Origin of the sequence: Dorea amylophila (genome assembly GCF_025567265.1) — a bacterium.
Taxonomy (GTDB): Bacteria; Bacillota; Clostridia; order Lachnospirales; family Lachnospiraceae; genus Dorea_A; species Dorea_A amylophila.
This window is the reverse complement of record NZ_JAOQJW010000002.1, coordinates 54469-73250: the sequence shown is the minus strand read 5'-3', so window position 1 is coordinate 73250 and position 18782 is coordinate 54469. Positions and strand designations below refer to the sequence as shown.

Below are 18782 nucleotides of genomic sequence, written 5' to 3'. Positions count from 1 at the left end.
TTTATATATAGAAAATCAGACGGCACTAAAAAAGCCGCCTGTTATTCTAGAATTTTCTGCGCCACGCCGGTGCTGTAAACAGTACCAGGAACGGGAATATCTCCAAACGTCCCGCCAGCATGTCAAAGCATAATATTAATTTTGAGAGCGGTGAAAACCCTGCAAAATTTCCCATCGGTCCGACCTGCGCCATACCCGGTCCGACATTTCCAAGTGTAGTAAGTACTGCACTGAACGTTGTCTCAAAATCAAAATTGTCCAGAGAAACCAGCACAACTGATCCGATCAGAATACCTACATATGCAATAAAATAAATATAAATCGTGCGCAGCACATCTGAACTTACCTTTTTCCCGCCAATGCGTATAATACCCACAGACTTCGGATGAGCCAGCTGCACAATCTCTCTCTTTACACACTTGATTCCGACCAGCAGACGTGACACCTTGATTCCACCGCCGGTGGAAGATGCACAGGCTCCTATTACCGTCAGCATCATAAGCACCGCTTTGGAAAACATCGGCCATTGTGCAAAATCAGCCGTCGAATATCCGGTTGTTGTTATAACCGTAACCACCTGAAAAACCGCATAGCGGAAAGATTTTCCAATCGTCGGATATAACGAATGGATATTGAGCATGATCGCTGCCGTAGCACCTGCAATCAGCAAAATGTATGTCCTGAGCTCTTCGTTTTTCAGGATAGATTTAAAATCACCCAATATCATAAAATAGAACAATGCAAAATTGACTCCAAATAATGCGCAGAAAACGGTGATCACACCATCGATATACGCACTGTTAAAATGTGCCACACTGTCCGCATAGTTTGAAAATCCACCGGTTCCGGCAGATCCAAACGAAAATATCATACTGTCAAACAGATTCATTCCTCCGATGACGAGAAATACCATTTCTATCACAGTAAGGGTCAGATACATTCCATATAAAATCCTTGCGGTAGACATTGCTTTCGGTACTAACTTATCTTTCTCAGGTCCCGGCACTTCCGCACGCATCAGATGCATGGAATTCTTTCTGTCCAGAGATGTCACGACAAGCACAAAAACCAGTACTCCCATACCTCCGATCCAGTGGGTAAAGCTCCGCCAGAACAACAGGCAGTGGGGCAATACTTCCACATCCGGGATAATACTTGATCCGGTTGTTGTAAAGCCTGAAACTGTTTCAAAAAATGCATCTACATAACTAGGTATATATCCGGAAAGGGTGAATGGCATTGCTCCGAATAAAGACCACAAAATCCATGCCAGAGCAACGATCACCATCCCTTCCTTTCCGTAAATCTGGCCATGTTCCGGTCTTTTTCTTCCGACCACCCAAAACAGCAGGCATAATATAACAATTGGTATCAGAAAGACAATTCCACATTTTTCCTGATATATAACTGCAACAAGAACAGGTACAAGCAAAAGAGCCGCCTCTACTCCAAGCATTCTACACAAAATATATCTTACTATTTTTGTATCCATAACTTTTTGTCCGTCTCCTTATTCTGTATATTATTCCAGGATATCGCTGAACTTATCCACATGATCCATTGTAACAACTACTACGCTGTCCCCGACTTCCAGGTGATCTTCACCATTCGGGATAATAATCCGTCTTTTTCTTCCAATACAGGCAATCAGATTATTTTTCTTTGTCCGCAATTCACGGAGCGGTACATTCGTAAAACTGCATTCACATTTCACAATGAACTCAAGTGCTTCTACTTTACCACCCAAAAGCTGATACAGGGATTCTACGTTTGCATTACTTGCAGATTCATTTCTTGCTCTTACATAACTCATGATCGCATCTGCGGTCGCACTTTTTGCTGACACAATAGAGTCAATTCCCAGTCCCTCTACCATCTGTGCACGGGAATCTTCATTTACTTTTGCCACAATTTTATTAACACCCTGCAGCTTTGCAAACAATGCCATGATAATATTCTCTTCATCCATTCCGGTCAATGCGATCAATGCATCTGCTTCATTGATCCCTTCTTCTACAAGAAGTTCATGATCCGCAGCATCTCCGTTAATAATCGTTGCTTTTGGAAGAAGCTCACAAAGTTCTTCACATCTCTTTATATTCTGTTCTATGATCTTTACCTGCATGCCGACCTGCAGCAACTGCATTGCCAGATAAAAGCATACATGTCCACCTCCACAGATCAATACTTTTTTTACTTTTGCATTTCGATGACCCAGTGCCCTGAAAAATGACTTCAGATTCTGATGCGCGGCAACGATATGCATCTTATCTCCTTTTTCCAGAACAAAATTTCCATCCGGAATATAGATCTCTTTTCCTCTTTTTACTGCACATACCAGGATTTTAATCTGGAACTTCCGGTATACTTCCGCAAGAGAAAGCCCTGCAAGTGCACTGTTCTCCCTTACGACAAATTCTACCAGTTCTACACGTCCCTTCATGAATGTCTCTACTTTACTTGTCTCCGGGAAAAGCAGTACTCTGGATATCTCATTTGCCGCCGCACGTTCCGGATTAACCGCCATACTCAGATGAAGATCCTCTTTCAACAGATCGATCTGTCGGTAATAGATTGGATTTCTTACACGTGCGATCGTATGTCTGGCACCTAATCGCTTAGCCAGCAGACAGCTCAACATGTTAAGTTCATCTGTGGATGCACAGGCAATCACAAGATCCGCATGCGGTACATCCGCCTGTCTCTGCACCTCTACATCTGCTCCATTTCCTGTAATACAGAAAATATCAAGTTCATTCACTGCTTCTTTTAATTTCCCCTCATTTTGATCAATCAAAACCACATCATAATTTTCTTCGGACAGCTGGGTTGTCAATTTATGACCAACTTTTCCATCCCCAATAATCACAATTTTCATTCCCTGACCTCACAATTATCCACGCATATCTTTTTTGTCATCAAGATACCGGTATTTTAATACAAGAGATTATAGCATCTTTGTTTCAAGAAAAAAAGCCCTTACGGGCTTTTCTTCTATTTTAACATTTTCTTAACTGATTACTCCTCTTTTGCACGCTTAGCAATCTCTGCTTCCTGTACATCTGACGGTGCCTGTTCATAACGTGCAAATTCATAAGAATATACACCTCTTCCACCTGTCATAGATCTTAATACAGTACAGTATCCAAAGAGTCCCGTCATCGGGATATCTGCCACGATTTCCTGCCTTCCACCGGAAACCGGATTCATACCGAGTACACGTCCGCGTCTCTTATTCAGATCACCCATAACATCTCCGGTATAATCATCCGGAATCGTAACCGTAAGAGACGCAATTGGTTCCAGCAATACCGGAGAAGCTTCCATGAAGCCTTTCTTGAATGCCTGGACTGTTGCTGTCTTGAATGCCATCTCGGAAGAATCCACCGGATGATAGGAGCCATCATATAATACGGCTTTCACACCGACTACCGGATATCCTGCAAGAGGACCTTTTACAACTGCTTCCTGCAAGCCTTTTTCAACTGCCGGGAAATAATTCTTCGGAACAGCTCCGCCGACAACTTCTTCTTCGAATACATAAGGCGTCTCCAGATCACCGGACGCTTCGAATCTCATCTTGACATGACCATACTGTCCATGACCTCCGGACTGTTTCTTATATTTGGAATCTACGTCAGATTTTTTCTTGATCGTCTCACGGAAAGCTACCTTTGGTGTCTCCAGTCTGATCTCACATTTATAACGTGCAGCAAGTTTACTTGCCGTAATCTCCAGATGCTGGTCTCCCATTCCATAAAGAAGTGTCTGACGGTTCTCACTGTCATTGACTGTTTTCAGTGTTACATCTTCTGCCATCATCTTCTGTAATGCCTGAGATACTTTATCTTCATCTCCTTTATTGTTGCAGACATATTTCATATATGTATATGGTTTGGAATATTCTGTCTTTCCATACATCACCGGTGTATTTTTAGTAGAAAGCGTATCTCCTGTCTTTGTATTTGCAAGCTTTGCAATTGCTCCGATATCTCCTGCAAACAACTCACTGACCTCGGTCGGTTTATTTCCCACCATTGTATAAATCTTTCCAAGTTTTGCTTCTGCATCGGAATCTCCGTTATACAAAATATCGTCCCCTTTTAATACTCCGGAACATACTTTCACGAACGAATACTTTCCGATAAACGGATCTACCATTGTCTTGAATACATATGCTGATTTTGCTTTTGCAAAATCATAATTGCCTTCAAAGATCTCATTCGTCTTGCGGTTGATTCCTGCACAGCTTCTGCTGTCCGGACTCGGGAAGAATCTTACGATATCAGAAAGCAAATTGGCAACTCCCTGCGCCTGGATATTAGATCCCATTGCAACCGGTACGATATCTCCGTCCATAACTTCCGTACGCATTGCAGAACGGATCTCTTCTACAGAGAATTCATCTCCTTCAAAATATCTTTCCATAAACGCTTCACTGGTCTCTGCAACTGCTTCCAGTAATTTATCACGGTAGATCTCCAGATTCGGTTTACAATATTCCGGAATCTCACATTCTTCTCTCTGTCCTACGCCTGTATAACGTCTTGCTGCATTCTTAATAACGTTCACATATCCTACCAGTTTTTCATTCTCACGGATCGGCTGGAAGTGTGGTGCGATCACCTTTCCGTAACGTTCCGTCAGATCCTGTACTACCTGACGGAAGCTCGCATCATCCACATCCATCTCTGTTACATATACCATTCTCGGAAGTTTGTACTTATCACAGAGTTCCCATGCCTTCTCTGTTCCGACTTCCACACCTGCCTTGCCTGATACAACGATAACGGCTGCATCGGCGGCACTTACAGCTTCTTCGACTTCTCCCACAAAATCGAAATATCCCGGTGTATCCAGAATATTAATCTTCGCTTTCTCCCATTCGATCGGAACCAAGCTTGTACTGATCGAAAATTCACGTTTTTGCTCTTCTTTATCAAAATCACTGATCGTGTTGCCATCTGCAATCTTTCCCATGCGGCTTGTTGCCCCTGATACATATGCCATGGCCTCTGCAAGACTGGTCTTTCCGCTTCCACCGTGTCCTAAGAGAACCACGTTCCTGATTTCGTCCGTTCTGTAAACTTTCATATAGCTGCCTCCTTATTTTGGTAAAATCTCATGTAAATATTGTACTAAACTTTTGCTTTTTTTACAACACTTTTATACACTTTAACCATATTATTTTTGTATTTATTTTTTAATATATGTAATTTTCTACTTATTTCTGAATTTTCTTTACAATTTTATCATACAGTTTGTATCATTTTCCACCGTTTCCGCACATTACTTTTTCACTTTAAAGTATTATAGTGTTGACAAATTCATCTGTCGCACGTTACAATAGAAACTAAGTTTTTTGATTATGAATTATTCACACTGTTTATTCGTAATTTTTTATAAATATATTCTAACTTGCCGGAAGGAGAATCTATCATGAAACAAAAAATCGGTTTTATCGGACTCGGACTGATCGGCGGTTCTATTGCAAAAGCCGTCCGCCAGTACTATCCTGATTACGAAATTGTGGCTTTCGATAAAAATAAAGAAGCCCTTGCCCTTGCAACCCAGGAATCTGTCATCGATGTGGCAGCAACCACGATCGACAATAATTTCCATAATTGCAACTATATATTCTTATGCGCACCTGTTGCATCTAATACTGCTTATCTCAAACAACTGACAGAATATCTGGATGATGACTGCATTCTTACAGATGTAGGAAGTGTAAAAGCGAACATCCATGAGGAAGTACAGACACTCGGTATCGGGAAATACTTTATCGGAGGACATCCGATGGCCGGTTCTGAAAAAAGCGGATACAGTAATTCCAAAGCAATGTTAATTGAAAATGCATATTTTATTCTGACACCGACCGACCAGGTTGCCCGTGAAAAGGTGGAGGCCTATGAAAAATTTGCTGAAAGCCTGAAAGCACTCCCGGTTATCCTTGATTATCGGGTACATGACCAGATTACCGGAACAATCAGTCATCTGCCTCATATCATTGCATCTACACTCGTCAACTTTGTTAAAACACATGACACCAAAGATGAGATGATGAAGAATCTTGCCGCCGGGGGATTTAAAGATATCACACGTATCGCTTCTTCATCACCGGTCATGTGGCAGAATATCTGTCTGAAGAACAAGGATAATATCGTAAAGATTCTGGATCAGTACATCGACTCCCTCGAAGATTTCAAAGAAGCGGTCGAACGTGAAGATGACCTGGATCTTTATACTCGATTTGAATCGTCCAGGAATTATCGCAATTCCATGCCTTCGTCCTCTGCGGGACCTATCAAAAAATCGTTTGCCGTATACTGTGATATCATTGATGAAGCCGGTGGTATCGCTGCTATTGCAACAATCCTTGCATCTAATAATATCAGCATCAAAAATATTGGAATTGTACACAACAGAGAATTTGAAGAAGGGGTTCTGCGTATTGAATTTTACGACGAAGATTCCAGCAAGCGCGCCGTAGGATTACTGCAGAAATTCAGGTATATTGTATATGAACGTTAGAACAATCCGTCCTGTAAAGGGATTAAAGGGAGAAGTAACGATACCGGGAGATAAATCCATCTCTCATCGTTCTATTATGTTAGGTTCCATTGCACTTGGAACCACAGAGATCACACATTTTCTGGAAGGCGCAGACTGTCTGTCTACCATTGACTGCTTCCGCAGGATGGGTGTGGAGATTGAGCGGAAACCATCCTGCATCCTGGTGCATGGCAAAGGATTACGGGGACTTACTGCACCTGCTTCTACTTTAAATGTAGGAAACAGCGGAACAACCACGCGTCTGATCTCCGGAATTCTATCCGGGCAGAACTTTGCAACAACATTATCCGGAGATGCTTCTCTGAATTCCAGACCAATGAAACGTATTATGACACCTTTAAACAGCATGGGGGCTCACATCACCAGTCTGAATGATAACGATTGTGCACCTCTCCGAATCGAACCGGGAGAATTGCACGGTATCCATTATCAGTCTCCGGTTGCATCCGCACAGGTAAAATCAGCCGTCCTTTTGGCCGGTCTTTATGCGGAGGGTCCGACTTCTGTCACAGAGCCAGCTCTTTCGCGCAACCATACAGAACTGATGTTACAGGGATTCGGTGCATGTGTTGCAACAGATCTTCACACAGACGGAACTGCAACTGCTCATGTAGAACCTTGTAAAGAGCTTTTCGGTCAGCAGATCTGCGTACCCGGAGATATCTCTTCTGCTGCTTACTTTATTGCTGCCGCACTTCTGGTTCCTGACTCGGAGCTTCTGGTCAGAAATGTCGGAACCAACTTCACACGTGCCGGATTCTTAAAGGTCTGCAAAGATATGGGTGCCAACATTAAGACAGTCAGCCAGACTTTCGAAGGTGGGGAAGGACGTGCGGATCTTCTTGTACGTCACAGCCGCTTAAAAGGAACTGTGATCGAAGGTGATACCATCCCGACTCTGATCGATGAGATCCCGATGATTGCGGTCATGGCTGCTTTTGCTGAGGGTCAGACAGTGATCAAAGATGCTGCTGAATTAAAGGTGAAAGAAACGAACCGTATCGATACGGTTACTGCCGGATTAAAGGCTATGGGTGCTGATATCACACCGACGGATGATGGTATGATCATTGAGGGAACCGGCCATCTTGGCAGTGCTTCTATCCAGAGTTATCTGGATCACCGAATTGCGATGGCGTTCTCGATTGCCGGGCTCGCTGCTGACGGAGAAACACAGATTATAGACAGTCAGTGTGTGGATGTGTCCTATCCGGAATTTTATGCGACATTAAATTTAATTGGGATTTAATTTATTAACGGGGAAACGGCCTCTCAGTCCTTGAAGGAAACAATAGATAAGGCTTCTTGTTCAGGTTCCATACCATAAGAAACACTAAGAGAGCCAAAATCACCTAAAAGCAAAGGAACTACGCTCAAACTCGGCGTTCGCCTCAAACACGTTCGCTTCGTTCCTTTAACGGTGCTTCTGACTCTCTAATTGTTTCTAACGGCATTCCACATTCACAATAATCCTTATCTATTGTTTCCTTCAAGTCGTGACTGGCAGCGGATGTTAATAAATGAAATGCCCGGAAGTGTAACCCGGTGGAGACCACTACGGTTACGCATTTGTCATTTCATTCGTAAGGCATTTGATACCCACGGAATAAAAAGTAGGAAGCCGTTCCAGTGAATGTGGAGAAGGTGTTGGAAATAGTTAAGCTTCAAAATTATGCGTTGGGTTTTCAAAATTTGACTGTCTGAGGCGTATGCCGAGTTTCAAATTTTGAAAGCCTGCTTTTAGAAGAATTTTGCCCCTTTAGAATTGACCCGCCGATGGAACCTGAGCAGGAACGCCTTTCCAAGCTTTATTCCGGTTCGGGTATCCACAGCCTTCCTGAATTAAATCCCAATTAAATTAACATTCCTCTCTCTTCCGCAATCTTAAGCAGTTCCCCTGCTTTCTGATTCATCTTTCCGGTTTTGACTCCGGCATTGATCACTTTTTTGCATTGTTCCATCATTTCTAATGCTTTTCGGTAGGTCTCGCAGGATATTGGCTCGTATGGTTCTTCACTGATGATCTCGGATGCGAGCAGTCTTGCGAGCTGATAGTCGCACTCGCCCGGATATAGGATTCCGGCAGCAAATGGGATTCCGGCTTTCTGAAGTTTCCGGTAAACCGGAATTCCGGTTCCACAGGATGAGAGGACGAAAACTTCCGGTTTTCCCACTACCCTTGGAAGTTCCACACTTCCAAAGCATGGATCATAATAACCATTATCAATCCCATACAGCTCCCTTATTTTTTCTTCCGTAAATATTTCTTCCGGGTTTCCAAAGCCTGCAATCCTGTCTCCTTTTACGCAGACTACTTTATCTGAAATTTTCTGTGCCAGATCGATCTCATGCAGGGACATGATCACTGTTATTTCTTTTTCTTTTGCCATCTTTCTTAAGATTTCCAGCAGTTCTAATTTATGCCGGATGTCCAGATAGGATGTCGGCTCATCTAAGATCATGACTTCCGGTTCCTGACAGATGGCTCTTGCCAGTAATATACGCTGTCTCTGTCCATCACTGATTTCCAAAAAATTCCGGATTCCTAATTCCTGAGCATGCACAGCCATCAATGCTTCATCCACCTTGTTTTCGTCTTCCCTGGAAAGGACTCCCAATCTTCCGGTATACGGATAGCGCCCTGTCGCCACTACATCGTGACAGGTCATCAGTTCCGGTTTCATCCGTTCCGTCAGCATTACTGCCACCTTCCTGGCCATACTCTTATAAGAAAGCTTTCGTATCTCATCTGAATCTAGATAGACTTCGCCTCCGATCAGTTTCAACTGTCTGGTAACGCTCTTTAATATGGTGGATTTTCCCGCACCATTTGGTCCGATCAGGGTAACGATCTCCCCCTTTTTTATATCCAGATTGATATCACGGATCAACACCTTCCCCTGATATCCTACAGAAAGGTCTTTCGTCTTTATATAATAATCTTTCATTTCCTACCTGCCTTTCTGTCCGTGTACCATCATAAATATGACTATCGGTGCACCGAATATCGATGTCACCGTACTGATATTCAGTTCCATCGGTGCAAATGCCATCCTTGCAATCAGATCACAGATCATACAAAATACTGCACCTGCGATAAATGTTCCCGGTATCACAACCAACGGTTTCGATGTCTGCAGCGCATGCTTTATCAGATATGGAACAGCAATTCCCACGAATGAGATCGGACCTGCGAAAGCTGTCACACTGGCAGAAAGCACACTGGACAAAAGAATCAGTGCTACCCTGAAAAATCTGATATTTACTCCCATGCTCTGTGCGTATGCTTCCCCCAGCTGATATGCCCCGATTGGTTTTGACAGAAAAAATGTAAGTACCACCGTCACACCGATTACAGTAGCGGCAACCTCTACATTACTCCAGCTCATTCCCGAAAAACTTCCCTGTGACCATCCATGCAGATTGACAATATCGGAATCTTCCGCAAAGGTTACAACAAAATCAGTAATTGCCGAGCAGATATATCCAATCATGATCCCACCCACAAGAAGGGTTGCCATATGTGTCATTTTCCTGGACAATAACAGGATAAATCCAGTGGAAATAAGTGCACCCGCAAATGCAGCAATGATCAACGTATAAGAAGATACAAAAGCATATCTCTCCAGGAAAAATATCATTACCAGCGCTACCATCATCTTCGCCCCGGAAGAAATTCCCAGAACAAACGGACCTGCAATCGGATTTGAGAAAAATGTCTGAAGCAGGAACCCGGATAATGACAATGCGCCCCCCAGGATTGCCGCCATCAGTACTCTCGGAAGTCGTATCTTCCATATAATGTTTGCCTCTGTTCCTTCTCCGCCTCTTCGAATCAGTATCTTGCATATTTCTGCTATTGAAATATGGACATTTCCCGTATTAATATTTAAAACTGTTACAACACAGAACGCCGCTGCCAGAACCCCGAATACCAGGATGTATCTGGAACGCCGCCTGAAATTCTCTTTCTCCATCGTTTCTCCTTTAAAAAAATCAGGTGAACACATCCAAACGCCCACCTGATTATTATACTGTATTATTTTACCCGATACAAGAATGTCATACCACTCTCATCTCCATCTGTCAGCATCAGATTGATATCCGTAATCAGATTTCCCACAATGTCCGTTGCCTGATACAGTGATTTTCCGGTGCACCACACATTTCCGTTCTTCACTGCCTTAAAATCTGCGAACAATTCACTCTTCGCTGTCAGATCTGCAATGCTATTGATCGGACTGTCGATCGATGCATTATAGATCAGATAATCTGCATTCTTTGCTTTTGCATAAAACTCTTCCATCGACAGTTCCACAGAAGCACTCTTGCTTTTTGTGTTCTTAAGATCCTGAAAAATGTATTTTCCTCCGGCAATATCGATCATCTTCGGAATATAATCACTGCTGCTTCTTACGATCACTGTTCCATCTGTATTCACAAAGAAATAAGCAACTGTTTTTCCTGTATTCTTAAAATCTTTCAGACTGCCGATCACTTCTGTCTGCGTATCAAAAAATGTATCTGCTGCATCTTCTTTGTTCAGCATTGCTGCATATGCTTTGATCCACTCCGTCCTTCCAAGCGGATGACTTTCATAACTGGAACGGTCAATAAACACCGGAATATCCAGATCTTCGATCATCTCCTGAACCTTTGGTGTATGCAGGATCATCGTAGATTCAATTGCAAGATCACAGTCCTCATCTATCAGCATTTCATAATCCGGTTCGCTGTATTTTCCTGCAAACAGGATCTTGCCGTCTTCCATTGCTTTCTTCGCATGATCAATATACCAGTCCGAAGCCTGTGCTCCCGACATCCGGATACTGTCCAGCCCATCCATCGCATCAAACAATGCCATTGCCGATGTTGCTGCGAGATAAATGTGCTCCAATGGCTGTTTTAATACCACAATTTCTTTATCCAGATCTGCCGGTTTCTTCTTACCTTCCGGCACGATCAGATACTGCCTGTCTTCGTGTACGTCCAGTAATTTATATCCTTCTTTATAATAATAGACATCAAAACCCGTAGCATATTTCAGCTTCATTGTTTTCTTATACTCAAGACCGTCTATCTTCGGAGCATGTTTTTCTGCCGCCCCTGCTTCTTCCGTCTGCTGTATTCCGTCACCTTTCGATACACCCGATTTGCCTGAGGTGCTGCACCCGGTCAGTGCTCCTGTTACCAGAAGCACTGTACCTGCAAGTACACACAACAGCCGATATGTTCTCTTTTTCATCCTTTTCTCCACTTTTTCTAATCACAAGAGCATTGTCCACACTCTGCTATCTTACGCAATCTCTATTCTGCACTTTGGCCGTCACATCCCAAAATCACCTGGTAGACCTTTTCCCATTCTTTCTGTGCATCTTTTCCTTTTTCATCTTTTGCACGGTCAACGATCACCGGAATCTGAAGAAGCGTCATCTTCTCTGTCATCTTTCGATAAGCTGTCATTTTTTTCTTTGCCGCTTTTTTGCTGCTTCTTTTTTCCGGCAGCACACTGGATGAAAGGAGTGCAAGATTACATTTGTTTTTTACAAGTTTCTTATAATTTAATTTGCCGGACGTTCCCGCATAAATGACTTCTTTCTCAGTCATCTTTTCTTTGATAGTTTCATTCTTGCATTTATTTTTCTTCACACCGACTGTTGTCACTTTATCAAGCTGTCCCAGTTCTTCCATCAGGGAAATCGTCTTATTCGATCCTGCATAAACATGATCTGCCGGCTGTCTTACCACAATGACTTCCTTATCCAGCCCCGCCGGAATCTCTGCATTTTCCGGAACGATCAGATATTTGACCACGTTGTTCAGGTACAGTGCTGCCTGCTCCTGCTCTGCCGGATTCAGTCCGCTTATTTCTGATGCTTCTTTCCATTTCTTACCGGCTGCTTTTCTTCCGGTCTTTTTATTCATATCGATCTCCAACAATGTGATTCCCTGATCATAATGATATATCTTGAAATATTTCGCATACTCGGCTTTTGTTTCAGACTGATACTCCAGGCCGATGATCTCCGGTGCTACCTCGTCCATTTTTTTGTTTGCTGTTGCCGTCTTGCTGCTGTCACTTCCGTTTGCACCGATTACCGTTACTTCTTTTCCGTTGGCTCTCGCTGATGCATTGGCTTTTGCTGCTTCGGCAATGTATACAAAAATCGTATATTTAATCTCATGTGCCGTAGACATCGCCGTTGTCATACCCACAACCGAGTTATTCTTATTCAGTTCTACCGGAATTACAAAGGATGTAGAACTTCCTGTTTTCGCACTCGGATAATATACATTTCCATTCGCTTTCACATACTGGTAATGCGTACTGCTGAATGTGATCGTTGCATATGCCTGGCCACCGGTAACTGTTACCTTACTACAGCTGATTCTTACCTTTCCGGTTCCACCTGACCATGAGAAGCTGTCCGGTGTGTATACACCATCTTTTAAGCCTGTGGCACTGTTAACTCTGGCTGTTGATTTGTTCAGATCTGATTCGTATTTTGATTCTTTGTCCGGTTTTCCATTGTTTGTTGTATTATTTCCTGTATTTCCGTTATTGCTTCCTGTACTTCCTGAGTTATTTCCATTGGAAGTATTTCCCGGGTTGTTATTATTTCCGCCCGGTGTCAGCGATCCATTGCTTCCGTTATTGCCATTCGAAGCATTTCCATGATTGCTGTCCGCAATCTTAGTCATGCCTTCTGAATGGAATGTCAGTGTTCTGGTATCCCATTTATTACTCTTCGTTGTATGAACGGCAATCGTCATTACCTCATCCAGTTTCTCTACCGGAATCTGAAATGTATACTGCTCTGCAAGAAGCGAATCCGGAAGGATCCAGTTCTTTTCATCATCCGATGCGTTATTTACATCGCCCAGATAGATTCTGTTATAACCCTGACCGCTTAATGTAACTGCCGCCGTCATCTGTCCATTCTTTACAGTCATAACACAATCCGTAACACGGAACATCTTTCCGCCGGCTTCAGCATTCACCTGATAGGTTCCGTCTGCTATGATACGTTTTGCAGAGGCAGATGAAAATATAAGTGTACGGTCATACCATTTATCTTTTTTAATGGAATGTGCCGCAACTGCAATTCCTTTATCCAGACTTTCTACCGGAACTTTGTATATATATTTTCCTGCCTCATCAGCCACATATGAAATGTAGTCTTTTGCTGCAGCTTCTGCCGCATCGGCTGCTGATCCCATATAAAGATAATCATATCCGGTTCCGCTTAATGTGATTACAGCATACATCTTACCTTTTTCAGATGTCAGGATACAATTCGTAACTTTGAACATCTTATTTCCAGTATCCACATCTACCTGATAATTTCCATCTGTCAGGGTTTTATTTTCTGTTTCCGATGCTGTTACCGTTACCTTGCATGTGGCTTTAAGCTCTGTTCCTTCCGCATTATTAATAGACACAGTCACCTCAGCAGTCCCTGCTTTCACTGCGGTCACCTCAGCCTGTGTTCCGGATTTTGCAACGGTTACAATCTTTGGATCAGAAGAAGTCCATGTCATATCCGGTGCTGTCTCAGATGCTGATAATGCCGGTGTGAACTGAGGTGTCAGTTCCTGAACTTCTCCCTCTTTCATGCCGAGTTCAGATCCCTCTTTGAAACTTAATTCCGTAATAACGGTCTGATCCGGTGTGGATGGTGTCGACGGGACTGTATCTTCCGGGATTGCAATATTGATCGTATATGCAATATTTTTTCCACTCATGGAACTGGTATGTGCCATAAAAGTCATTGAACTATTTAAATTAACAGGAATCTCAAATGTAACTCCGGCCTCGCCTTCTCTCGGTTTTGCATGATATATGTTCTGGGTTCCATTCACTTTCACCCATACTTTATCATACTTAGAACTGCTAAAATTTATCCAGGCTGTTGCTTTTCCATTCTTTACGATTACTTTTTGACACTCAATCTTCACCTTGCTTGAACCACCCGAAGTCAGTTTTGCCGAAAAATGATCCGCATCAACACCATATTCTCCGTCTTTCAAAGCACCTGCCATACCGCTGATATCAGTAATGTTCTCAAATATTTCGTCTTCGCCGATTGGTTCCGTCTGTGGGGCGGTTCCGTCTTCCTGCGTATTCTGTACCTTTTCAACAGCTACCTGATTTTTCCCGGCTTCTTTTGTGACTTCCTGACTTGTATCTGTCGTCACACTGCTTTCTGTCTGTCCGGCAGCGGCTTCCAACTCTGTCTGTCCGACAGTGGCTTCCGGCTCTGTCTGTCCAACTTCATCACTATCCTGTTTATTCTCACTCAATGTATCTTCTACAGCTGCATTCTGATCTTCCGCATACACTCCCGATACCGGTGCAACTGCCATAGACACAGCCATAAATAAGGCCAAAAATTGCTTGGAATTATGTTTCATCTTATACTCTCTCCCTACTACTTTTCTGTCAATCAAAATACCCTTCCACGAAATCATCCGTAAAAGGGTACAAAATGGCCTTGTTAATTTATTATAATTTTCTTCCATTTTTGTACAACCAATTACTCGTGGTCCGGATTTACTTCCATGTACACTACAGGCAGGTCTCCTGACTCACAGATCCATACATCAGAATCTTGTCTTCCCGTTATCCAGTGACTTTTTTCTTTTCTGATATTCCCTGCTCACAGTGACGAGTTCGCACAGGACTTGCACCTGTTTCCCTTTTCACCGGCTCTATCAATCTTATCCAGCCGGCACCTGCAGTTTTCATTCTATTTTTCTCATCTTGACTACGATACCATAAGTACCTGTAAAATGCAATTGTTAACCCAGATTCTGCTTCTGTACTGCCTCTTCGGTGCGGAATTTTTCAAATGTATGAACTACCTCTTCCGCATCAGAACCATCTACTACAAAAATCATCTTCTGATTCAGCGTAACTGTCATCATTCCCATAACTGATTTTCCATCAATGATAAGTTTATGTGCTGTATCTTCAATCAAGGTATCAGCCTCTACTTTCTGACACATTCTTGAAAATTCTACAAGCTGTTCCGGTGTTTCAAATTTTACATTCATTTTTATCATAATTAAGTCTCTCCTCTCAGGTGTATCCATCATTTTCATCACAAACACATCTGTTTATAAGAAAAATATAAATCAGTATACTACGTTTTTTTCTACTATGTAATATATTTTTTATTTCTTAACATTGTCTTTTCACCTAGAATATATTATACTTATCTGGCATCATCCGTATTAAAGATAACTAACTATATATATATATCAATTTTATATATTATTTTGGAGGATATTATGAGTACATACGATTATTACCGTATTTTTTACCATGTTGCACAACATCACAGTTTTACAAAAGCGGCAGAGGTATTACACAATAACCAGCCGAACATTACCCGTTGTATGAATAATCTTGAGACAGAACTTGGCTGTCACCTTTTTGTCCGTTCGAACCGCGGAGTCTCACTGACGCCTGAAGGCCAGAAGCTTTTTAACCACGTTGCGATTGCTTTCGAACAGCTTGAACTCGGAGAAGCCGAGCTCAAGCGTGACCAGAGTCTTACAAGCGGACTCATCTCCATCGGAGTCAGTGAAAATGCACTTCGTATTATGCTTCTGTCCAAATTAGAAGCATTTCACAATCATTATCCACATGTAAGGCTTAAGATATCCAACCATTCCACTCCGCAGGCAATTGCTTCCCTGGAAAGCGGACTGGTGGATTTTGCAATTGTAACAACTCCACTTTCTGTTCAAAAACAGTTTCAGAAAATCTCCCTGGGTTCTTTCCGGGAAATTCTGATCGCCGGCCCGAAATACAAAGAACCGGCTTCCCGCATCTGCTCACTGGAAGAACTTACGGACTACCCTTTCGTCTCGCTGGAAAATAACACCAGCACCAGAGATCTTCATATTCAATACTTTTCTTCTCACGGGCTTCCGTTCCGTCCGGATCTTGAAGTTACATCCACCGACCAGTGCCTGGCTTTGATCCAGCACAATCTTGGTATCGGCTTCTATCCGGAGAAGCTTGCAGAAGAACCGCTCAAGCGTGGAGAAATTCTTCAGATCCATCTGAAAGAATCCCTTCCTGCGAGACAAATCTGTCTTGTACAGAATGCTTCCAGACCACAGAGCATTGCAGCGCAAAAACTAATCGAGACACTGATCCGTATCTGATGACGGATCAATGTCTCTTTTTTGTCCCTTTTTTATCTTTCGTTTCTCCGGGATTCTATATCCAGGAACATCAACAGGAAACTGACGATCAAAAGTCCGCAGGATACCCAGATCATATGGATTCCATAATTGGCTGAAAGATTGCCTCCGATTCCGGCTCCTACCGCAAAAAGAACTATAATTCCAAAATAATACATTGCCTGCCGCAAGTGTTCCGGCTTTTTCTCTCTCAGATAGAAGGATAATGCCGCCGTTCCACTCCGTAAGTTTCCGATACACATAGTACTTGCATATGAAAATCCATTTACCTTCCGGAAACTCTGCACCTGCATCGCACAGGCAAAGGATACCAGAACAGTCGCGATCATATTTCCCCGCTGCGGAATAAATCCTACAACAAACAAAATGAGGATCTCTGCTCCCAGTATTCCCTGTCTCCAGTGCAGGCGCCTGGCATATTTGTACTTATTCTGGATCTGCTCCGCAATCAGAACACCTAAAGCAAATGCAAAAAGCGGAAATAAATATTTCAGTCCAGCCTCCCATTTTCCCGTCATGAAATTCTGGCTCATCAGCACCACATTACCTGTCTGTGCATTCGAGAATACTTCATTCCTCGTATTATAGGTATACGCATCCTGAAATCCACCCGACAAGGCCAGAAATGCACTACAGATGAATGCCTCCGACATCTGCTTCCCGGAAAATAAACTTTTCATTACTCCCATGTTTTCATCTCCTTAGAATAAAAACGGAGGATGATTCTCATACGTTCTTACGTTTTCCGATCCATCCCCCTCAGCAGACTATTATACGGAAGAATATCAAAAATGTGAAACGTATATTTGATATATCTTCCATATCTTTTTTATATATTCAATTTTATATTAAATATCCCAGACTCCTTCCGCAACTTCTTTTACAAATGAAACCTTTCTCCACTGCTCTGCTTCTGTCATGATATTACCCTCTTCTGTAGATGAAAATCCACACTGTGGACTTAAGCAAAGCTGATCTTTCGTCACATACTTTTCTGCCTCTTCAATTCTTTTCTTTACATCCTCTTTGTCTTCCAGTTCCGGAAACTTAGAAGTGATCAGTCCCAATACCACCTTCTGATCCTTAATATAGCGAAGCGGCGAGAAGTCTCCCGATCTTTCGGAATCATATTCGAGAAAGAATCCGTCTACGTTACAATGACCGAATAATATCTCTGCAATCGGTTCGTACCCGCCTGATGAGAACCATGTAGATCTGAAATTCCCCCTGCAGATATGCATTGTGACCGTCATATCTTCTGGTTTTGCTTCGAGTGCAAGATTGATCATGTCTACATAAGATCTCGCAATCTCATCCAGATCAAAGCCTCTTTCTTTATATGTCTTTCTCTTTTCCGCATCACAGAATTCTCCCCATGATGTATCGTCTAACTGCAGGTATCTGCATCCCGCATCATAGAATGCACGGATGACCTTCTGATAAGCGATTGCAATGTCATAATACAAATCCTTCATGTCCTGATAACGTTCGATCGGTATATACTCTTCTGCACGTACACAACAGATCAGATGCAGCATAGATGGTGAAGGAATTGTCATTTTGCAGAGAGTATCTCCTGCAACACTTTTCAGATATTTAAAATGCTCCAGAAATGGATGTTCTCCGAAATCAACTTTATCTGCTATCTTAAGTGTTGCCGCTTTCGGCTGATGCCCCTTAAAGTGTACAGACCAGTGATCCGACTTAATCTCCTCTACACCATCCAGATCTGCAAGGAAATCCAAATGCCAGTATCTTCTTCTGAATTCCCCATCTGTCACAGCCTGAAGTCCGACTTCTTTTTCTTTTTCTACCAGTTCTTTAATTGCTTTATCTTCTGTCTCTTTTAACTGTTCCTCTGTGATCTTTCCTTCTGCAAATTTTGCTCTTGCATCCTTCAGATACTCTGGACGTAAGAAACTTCCTACCACATCATAACGGAATGGTGCCTGATTACTCATATTTTATATCCTCCTGTACTTTGCTCG

13 protein-coding genes and 1 riboswitch are annotated in these 18782 nt (G+C 42.6%); of the genes, 3 read left to right on the top strand and 10 right to left on the bottom strand.

Annotation, left to right across the window (positions count from 1 at the left end; genetic code table 11):
• Positions 1-46: 46 nt before the first annotated feature.
• From OCV72_RS01505 to OCV72_RS01495, 3 genes are all read right to left on the bottom strand, one after another.
• Positions 47-1492, bottom strand: coding sequence for a TrkH family potassium uptake protein (locus OCV72_RS01505; RefSeq protein ID WP_055281380.1), 1446 nt, complete (start codon positions 1490-1492; stop codon positions 47-49).
• Between the two features lie 30 nt (positions 1493-1522).
• Positions 1523-2878 carry a Trk system potassium transporter TrkA gene (trkA, locus tag OCV72_RS01500; protein WP_055281378.1) on the bottom strand — a complete coding sequence of 452 codons (1356 nt, stop codon included), beginning with the start codon at positions 2876-2878 and terminating at the stop codon, positions 1523-1525.
• Positions 2879-3018: 140 nt separating this feature from the next.
• Entirely contained in the window at positions 3019-5094 is a 2076-nt protein-coding gene (locus tag OCV72_RS01495; RefSeq protein ID WP_055281375.1) for an elongation factor G, read from the bottom strand.
• Between the two features lie 345 nt (positions 5095-5439).
• On the opposite strand from OCV72_RS01495, the gene OCV72_RS01490 reads away from it, so the two are divergent.
• Positions 5440-6534 (top strand): prephenate dehydrogenase, encoded by a 1095-nt coding sequence (locus OCV72_RS01490; protein ID WP_055281373.1) that lies wholly within the window; start codon positions 5440-5442, stop codon positions 6532-6534.
• Positions 6524-7825 carry a 3-phosphoshikimate 1-carboxyvinyltransferase gene (gene aroA / locus OCV72_RS01485; protein WP_055281371.1) on the top strand — a complete coding sequence of 434 codons (1302 nt, stop codon included), beginning with the start codon at positions 6524-6526 and terminating at the stop codon, positions 7823-7825. The genes OCV72_RS01490 and aroA overlap by 11 nt, the downstream gene beginning before the upstream one ends.
• A 604-nt stretch (positions 7826-8429) precedes the next feature.
• On the opposite strand, the gene OCV72_RS01480 is transcribed toward aroA, so the two are convergent.
• The 5 genes from OCV72_RS01480 to OCV72_RS01460 form a co-directional block, all read right to left on the bottom strand.
• Positions 8430-9524 carry an ABC transporter ATP-binding protein gene (locus tag OCV72_RS01480; protein WP_055281369.1) on the bottom strand — a complete coding sequence of 365 codons (1095 nt, stop codon included), beginning with the start codon at positions 9522-9524 and terminating at the stop codon, positions 8430-8432.
• 3 nt (positions 9525-9527) lie between these two features.
• A complete protein-coding gene (locus OCV72_RS01475) occupies positions 9528-10553 on the bottom strand; it encodes a FecCD family ABC transporter permease (RefSeq protein ID WP_172677189.1) in 1026 nt (341 codons plus the stop codon).
• Positions 10554-10615: 62 nt separating this feature from the next.
• Positions 10616-11821 (bottom strand): ABC transporter substrate-binding protein, encoded by a 1206-nt coding sequence (locus tag OCV72_RS01470; RefSeq protein WP_055281365.1) that lies wholly within the window; start codon positions 11819-11821, stop codon positions 10616-10618.
• Positions 11822-11883: 62 nt separating this feature from the next.
• A complete protein-coding gene (locus OCV72_RS01465; protein ID WP_155515192.1) occupies positions 11884-15027 on the bottom strand; it encodes an Ig-like domain-containing protein in 3144 nt (1047 codons plus the stop codon).
• A gap of 106 nt (positions 15028-15133) precedes the next feature.
• Positions 15134-15331, bottom strand: a riboswitch (cobalamin riboswitch).
• A 47-nt stretch (positions 15332-15378) separates the two neighbouring features.
• Positions 15379-15642 carry an HPr family phosphocarrier protein gene (locus OCV72_RS01460; RefSeq protein WP_055281360.1) on the bottom strand — a complete coding sequence of 88 codons (264 nt, stop codon included), beginning with the start codon at positions 15640-15642 and terminating at the stop codon, positions 15379-15381.
• Positions 15643-15870: 228 nt separating this feature from the next.
• Between OCV72_RS01460 and OCV72_RS01455 the strand changes: the two genes are divergently transcribed.
• Positions 15871-16755: a LysR family transcriptional regulator gene (locus tag OCV72_RS01455; RefSeq protein WP_055281358.1), complete on the top strand. Its 885-nt coding sequence runs from the start codon at positions 15871-15873 to the stop codon at positions 16753-16755.
• A 32-nt stretch (positions 16756-16787) separates the two neighbouring features.
• Here the strand turns inward: OCV72_RS01455 and OCV72_RS01450 are convergent, their stop codons facing one another.
• Together OCV72_RS01450 and OCV72_RS01445 are read right to left on the bottom strand one after the other, a co-directional pair.
• The gene (locus OCV72_RS01450) at positions 16788-17483 is read right to left on the bottom strand and encodes a YoaK family protein (protein ID WP_172677188.1); all 696 of its coding nucleotides are present in this window, start codon (positions 17481-17483) and stop codon (positions 16788-16790) included.
• A 159-nt stretch (positions 17484-17642) separates the two neighbouring features.
• Positions 17643-18755, bottom strand: coding sequence for a 5-methyltetrahydropteroyltriglutamate--homocysteine S-methyltransferase (locus OCV72_RS01445; RefSeq protein ID WP_055281356.1), 1113 nt, complete (start codon positions 18753-18755; stop codon positions 17643-17645).
• Between the last annotated feature and the right edge of the window lie 27 nt (positions 18756-18782).

Coding starts and splice junctions, on each gene's coding strand:
- OCV72_RS01505 (WP_055281380.1), bottom strand. CDS start 1,492: ATGGATACAAAAATAGTAAGATATATTTTGTGTAGAATGCTTGGAGTA.
- OCV72_RS01450 (WP_172677188.1), bottom strand. CDS start 17,483: ATGGGAGTAATGAAAAGTTTATTTTCCGGGAAGCAGATGTCGGAGGCA.
- OCV72_RS01475 (WP_172677189.1), bottom strand. CDS start 10,553: ATGGAGAAAGAGAATTTCAGGCGGCGTTCCAGATACATCCTGGTATTC.
- OCV72_RS01455 (WP_055281358.1), top strand. CDS start 15,871: ATGAGTACATACGATTATTACCGTATTTTTTACCATGTTGCACAACAT.
- aroA (WP_055281371.1), top strand. CDS start 6,524: ATGAACGTTAGAACAATCCGTCCTGTAAAGGGATTAAAGGGAGAAGTA.
- OCV72_RS01470 (WP_055281365.1), bottom strand. CDS start 11,821: ATGAAAAAGAGAACATATCGGCTGTTGTGTGTACTTGCAGGTACAGTG.
- trkA (WP_055281378.1), bottom strand. CDS start 2,878: ATGAAAATTGTGATTATTGGGGATGGAAAAGTTGGTCATAAATTGACA.
- OCV72_RS01490 (WP_055281373.1), top strand. CDS start 5,440: ATGAAACAAAAAATCGGTTTTATCGGACTCGGACTGATCGGCGGTTCT.
- OCV72_RS01495 (WP_055281375.1), bottom strand. CDS start 5,094: ATGAAAGTTTACAGAACGGACGAAATCAGGAACGTGGTTCTCTTAGGA.
- OCV72_RS01460 (WP_055281360.1), bottom strand. CDS start 15,642: ATGATAAAAATGAATGTAAAATTTGAAACACCGGAACAGCTTGTAGAA.
- OCV72_RS01445 (WP_055281356.1), bottom strand. CDS start 18,755: ATGAGTAATCAGGCACCATTCCGTTATGATGTGGTAGGAAGTTTCTTA.
- OCV72_RS01480 (WP_055281369.1), bottom strand. CDS start 9,524: ATGAAAGATTATTATATAAAGACGAAAGACCTTTCTGTAGGATATCAG.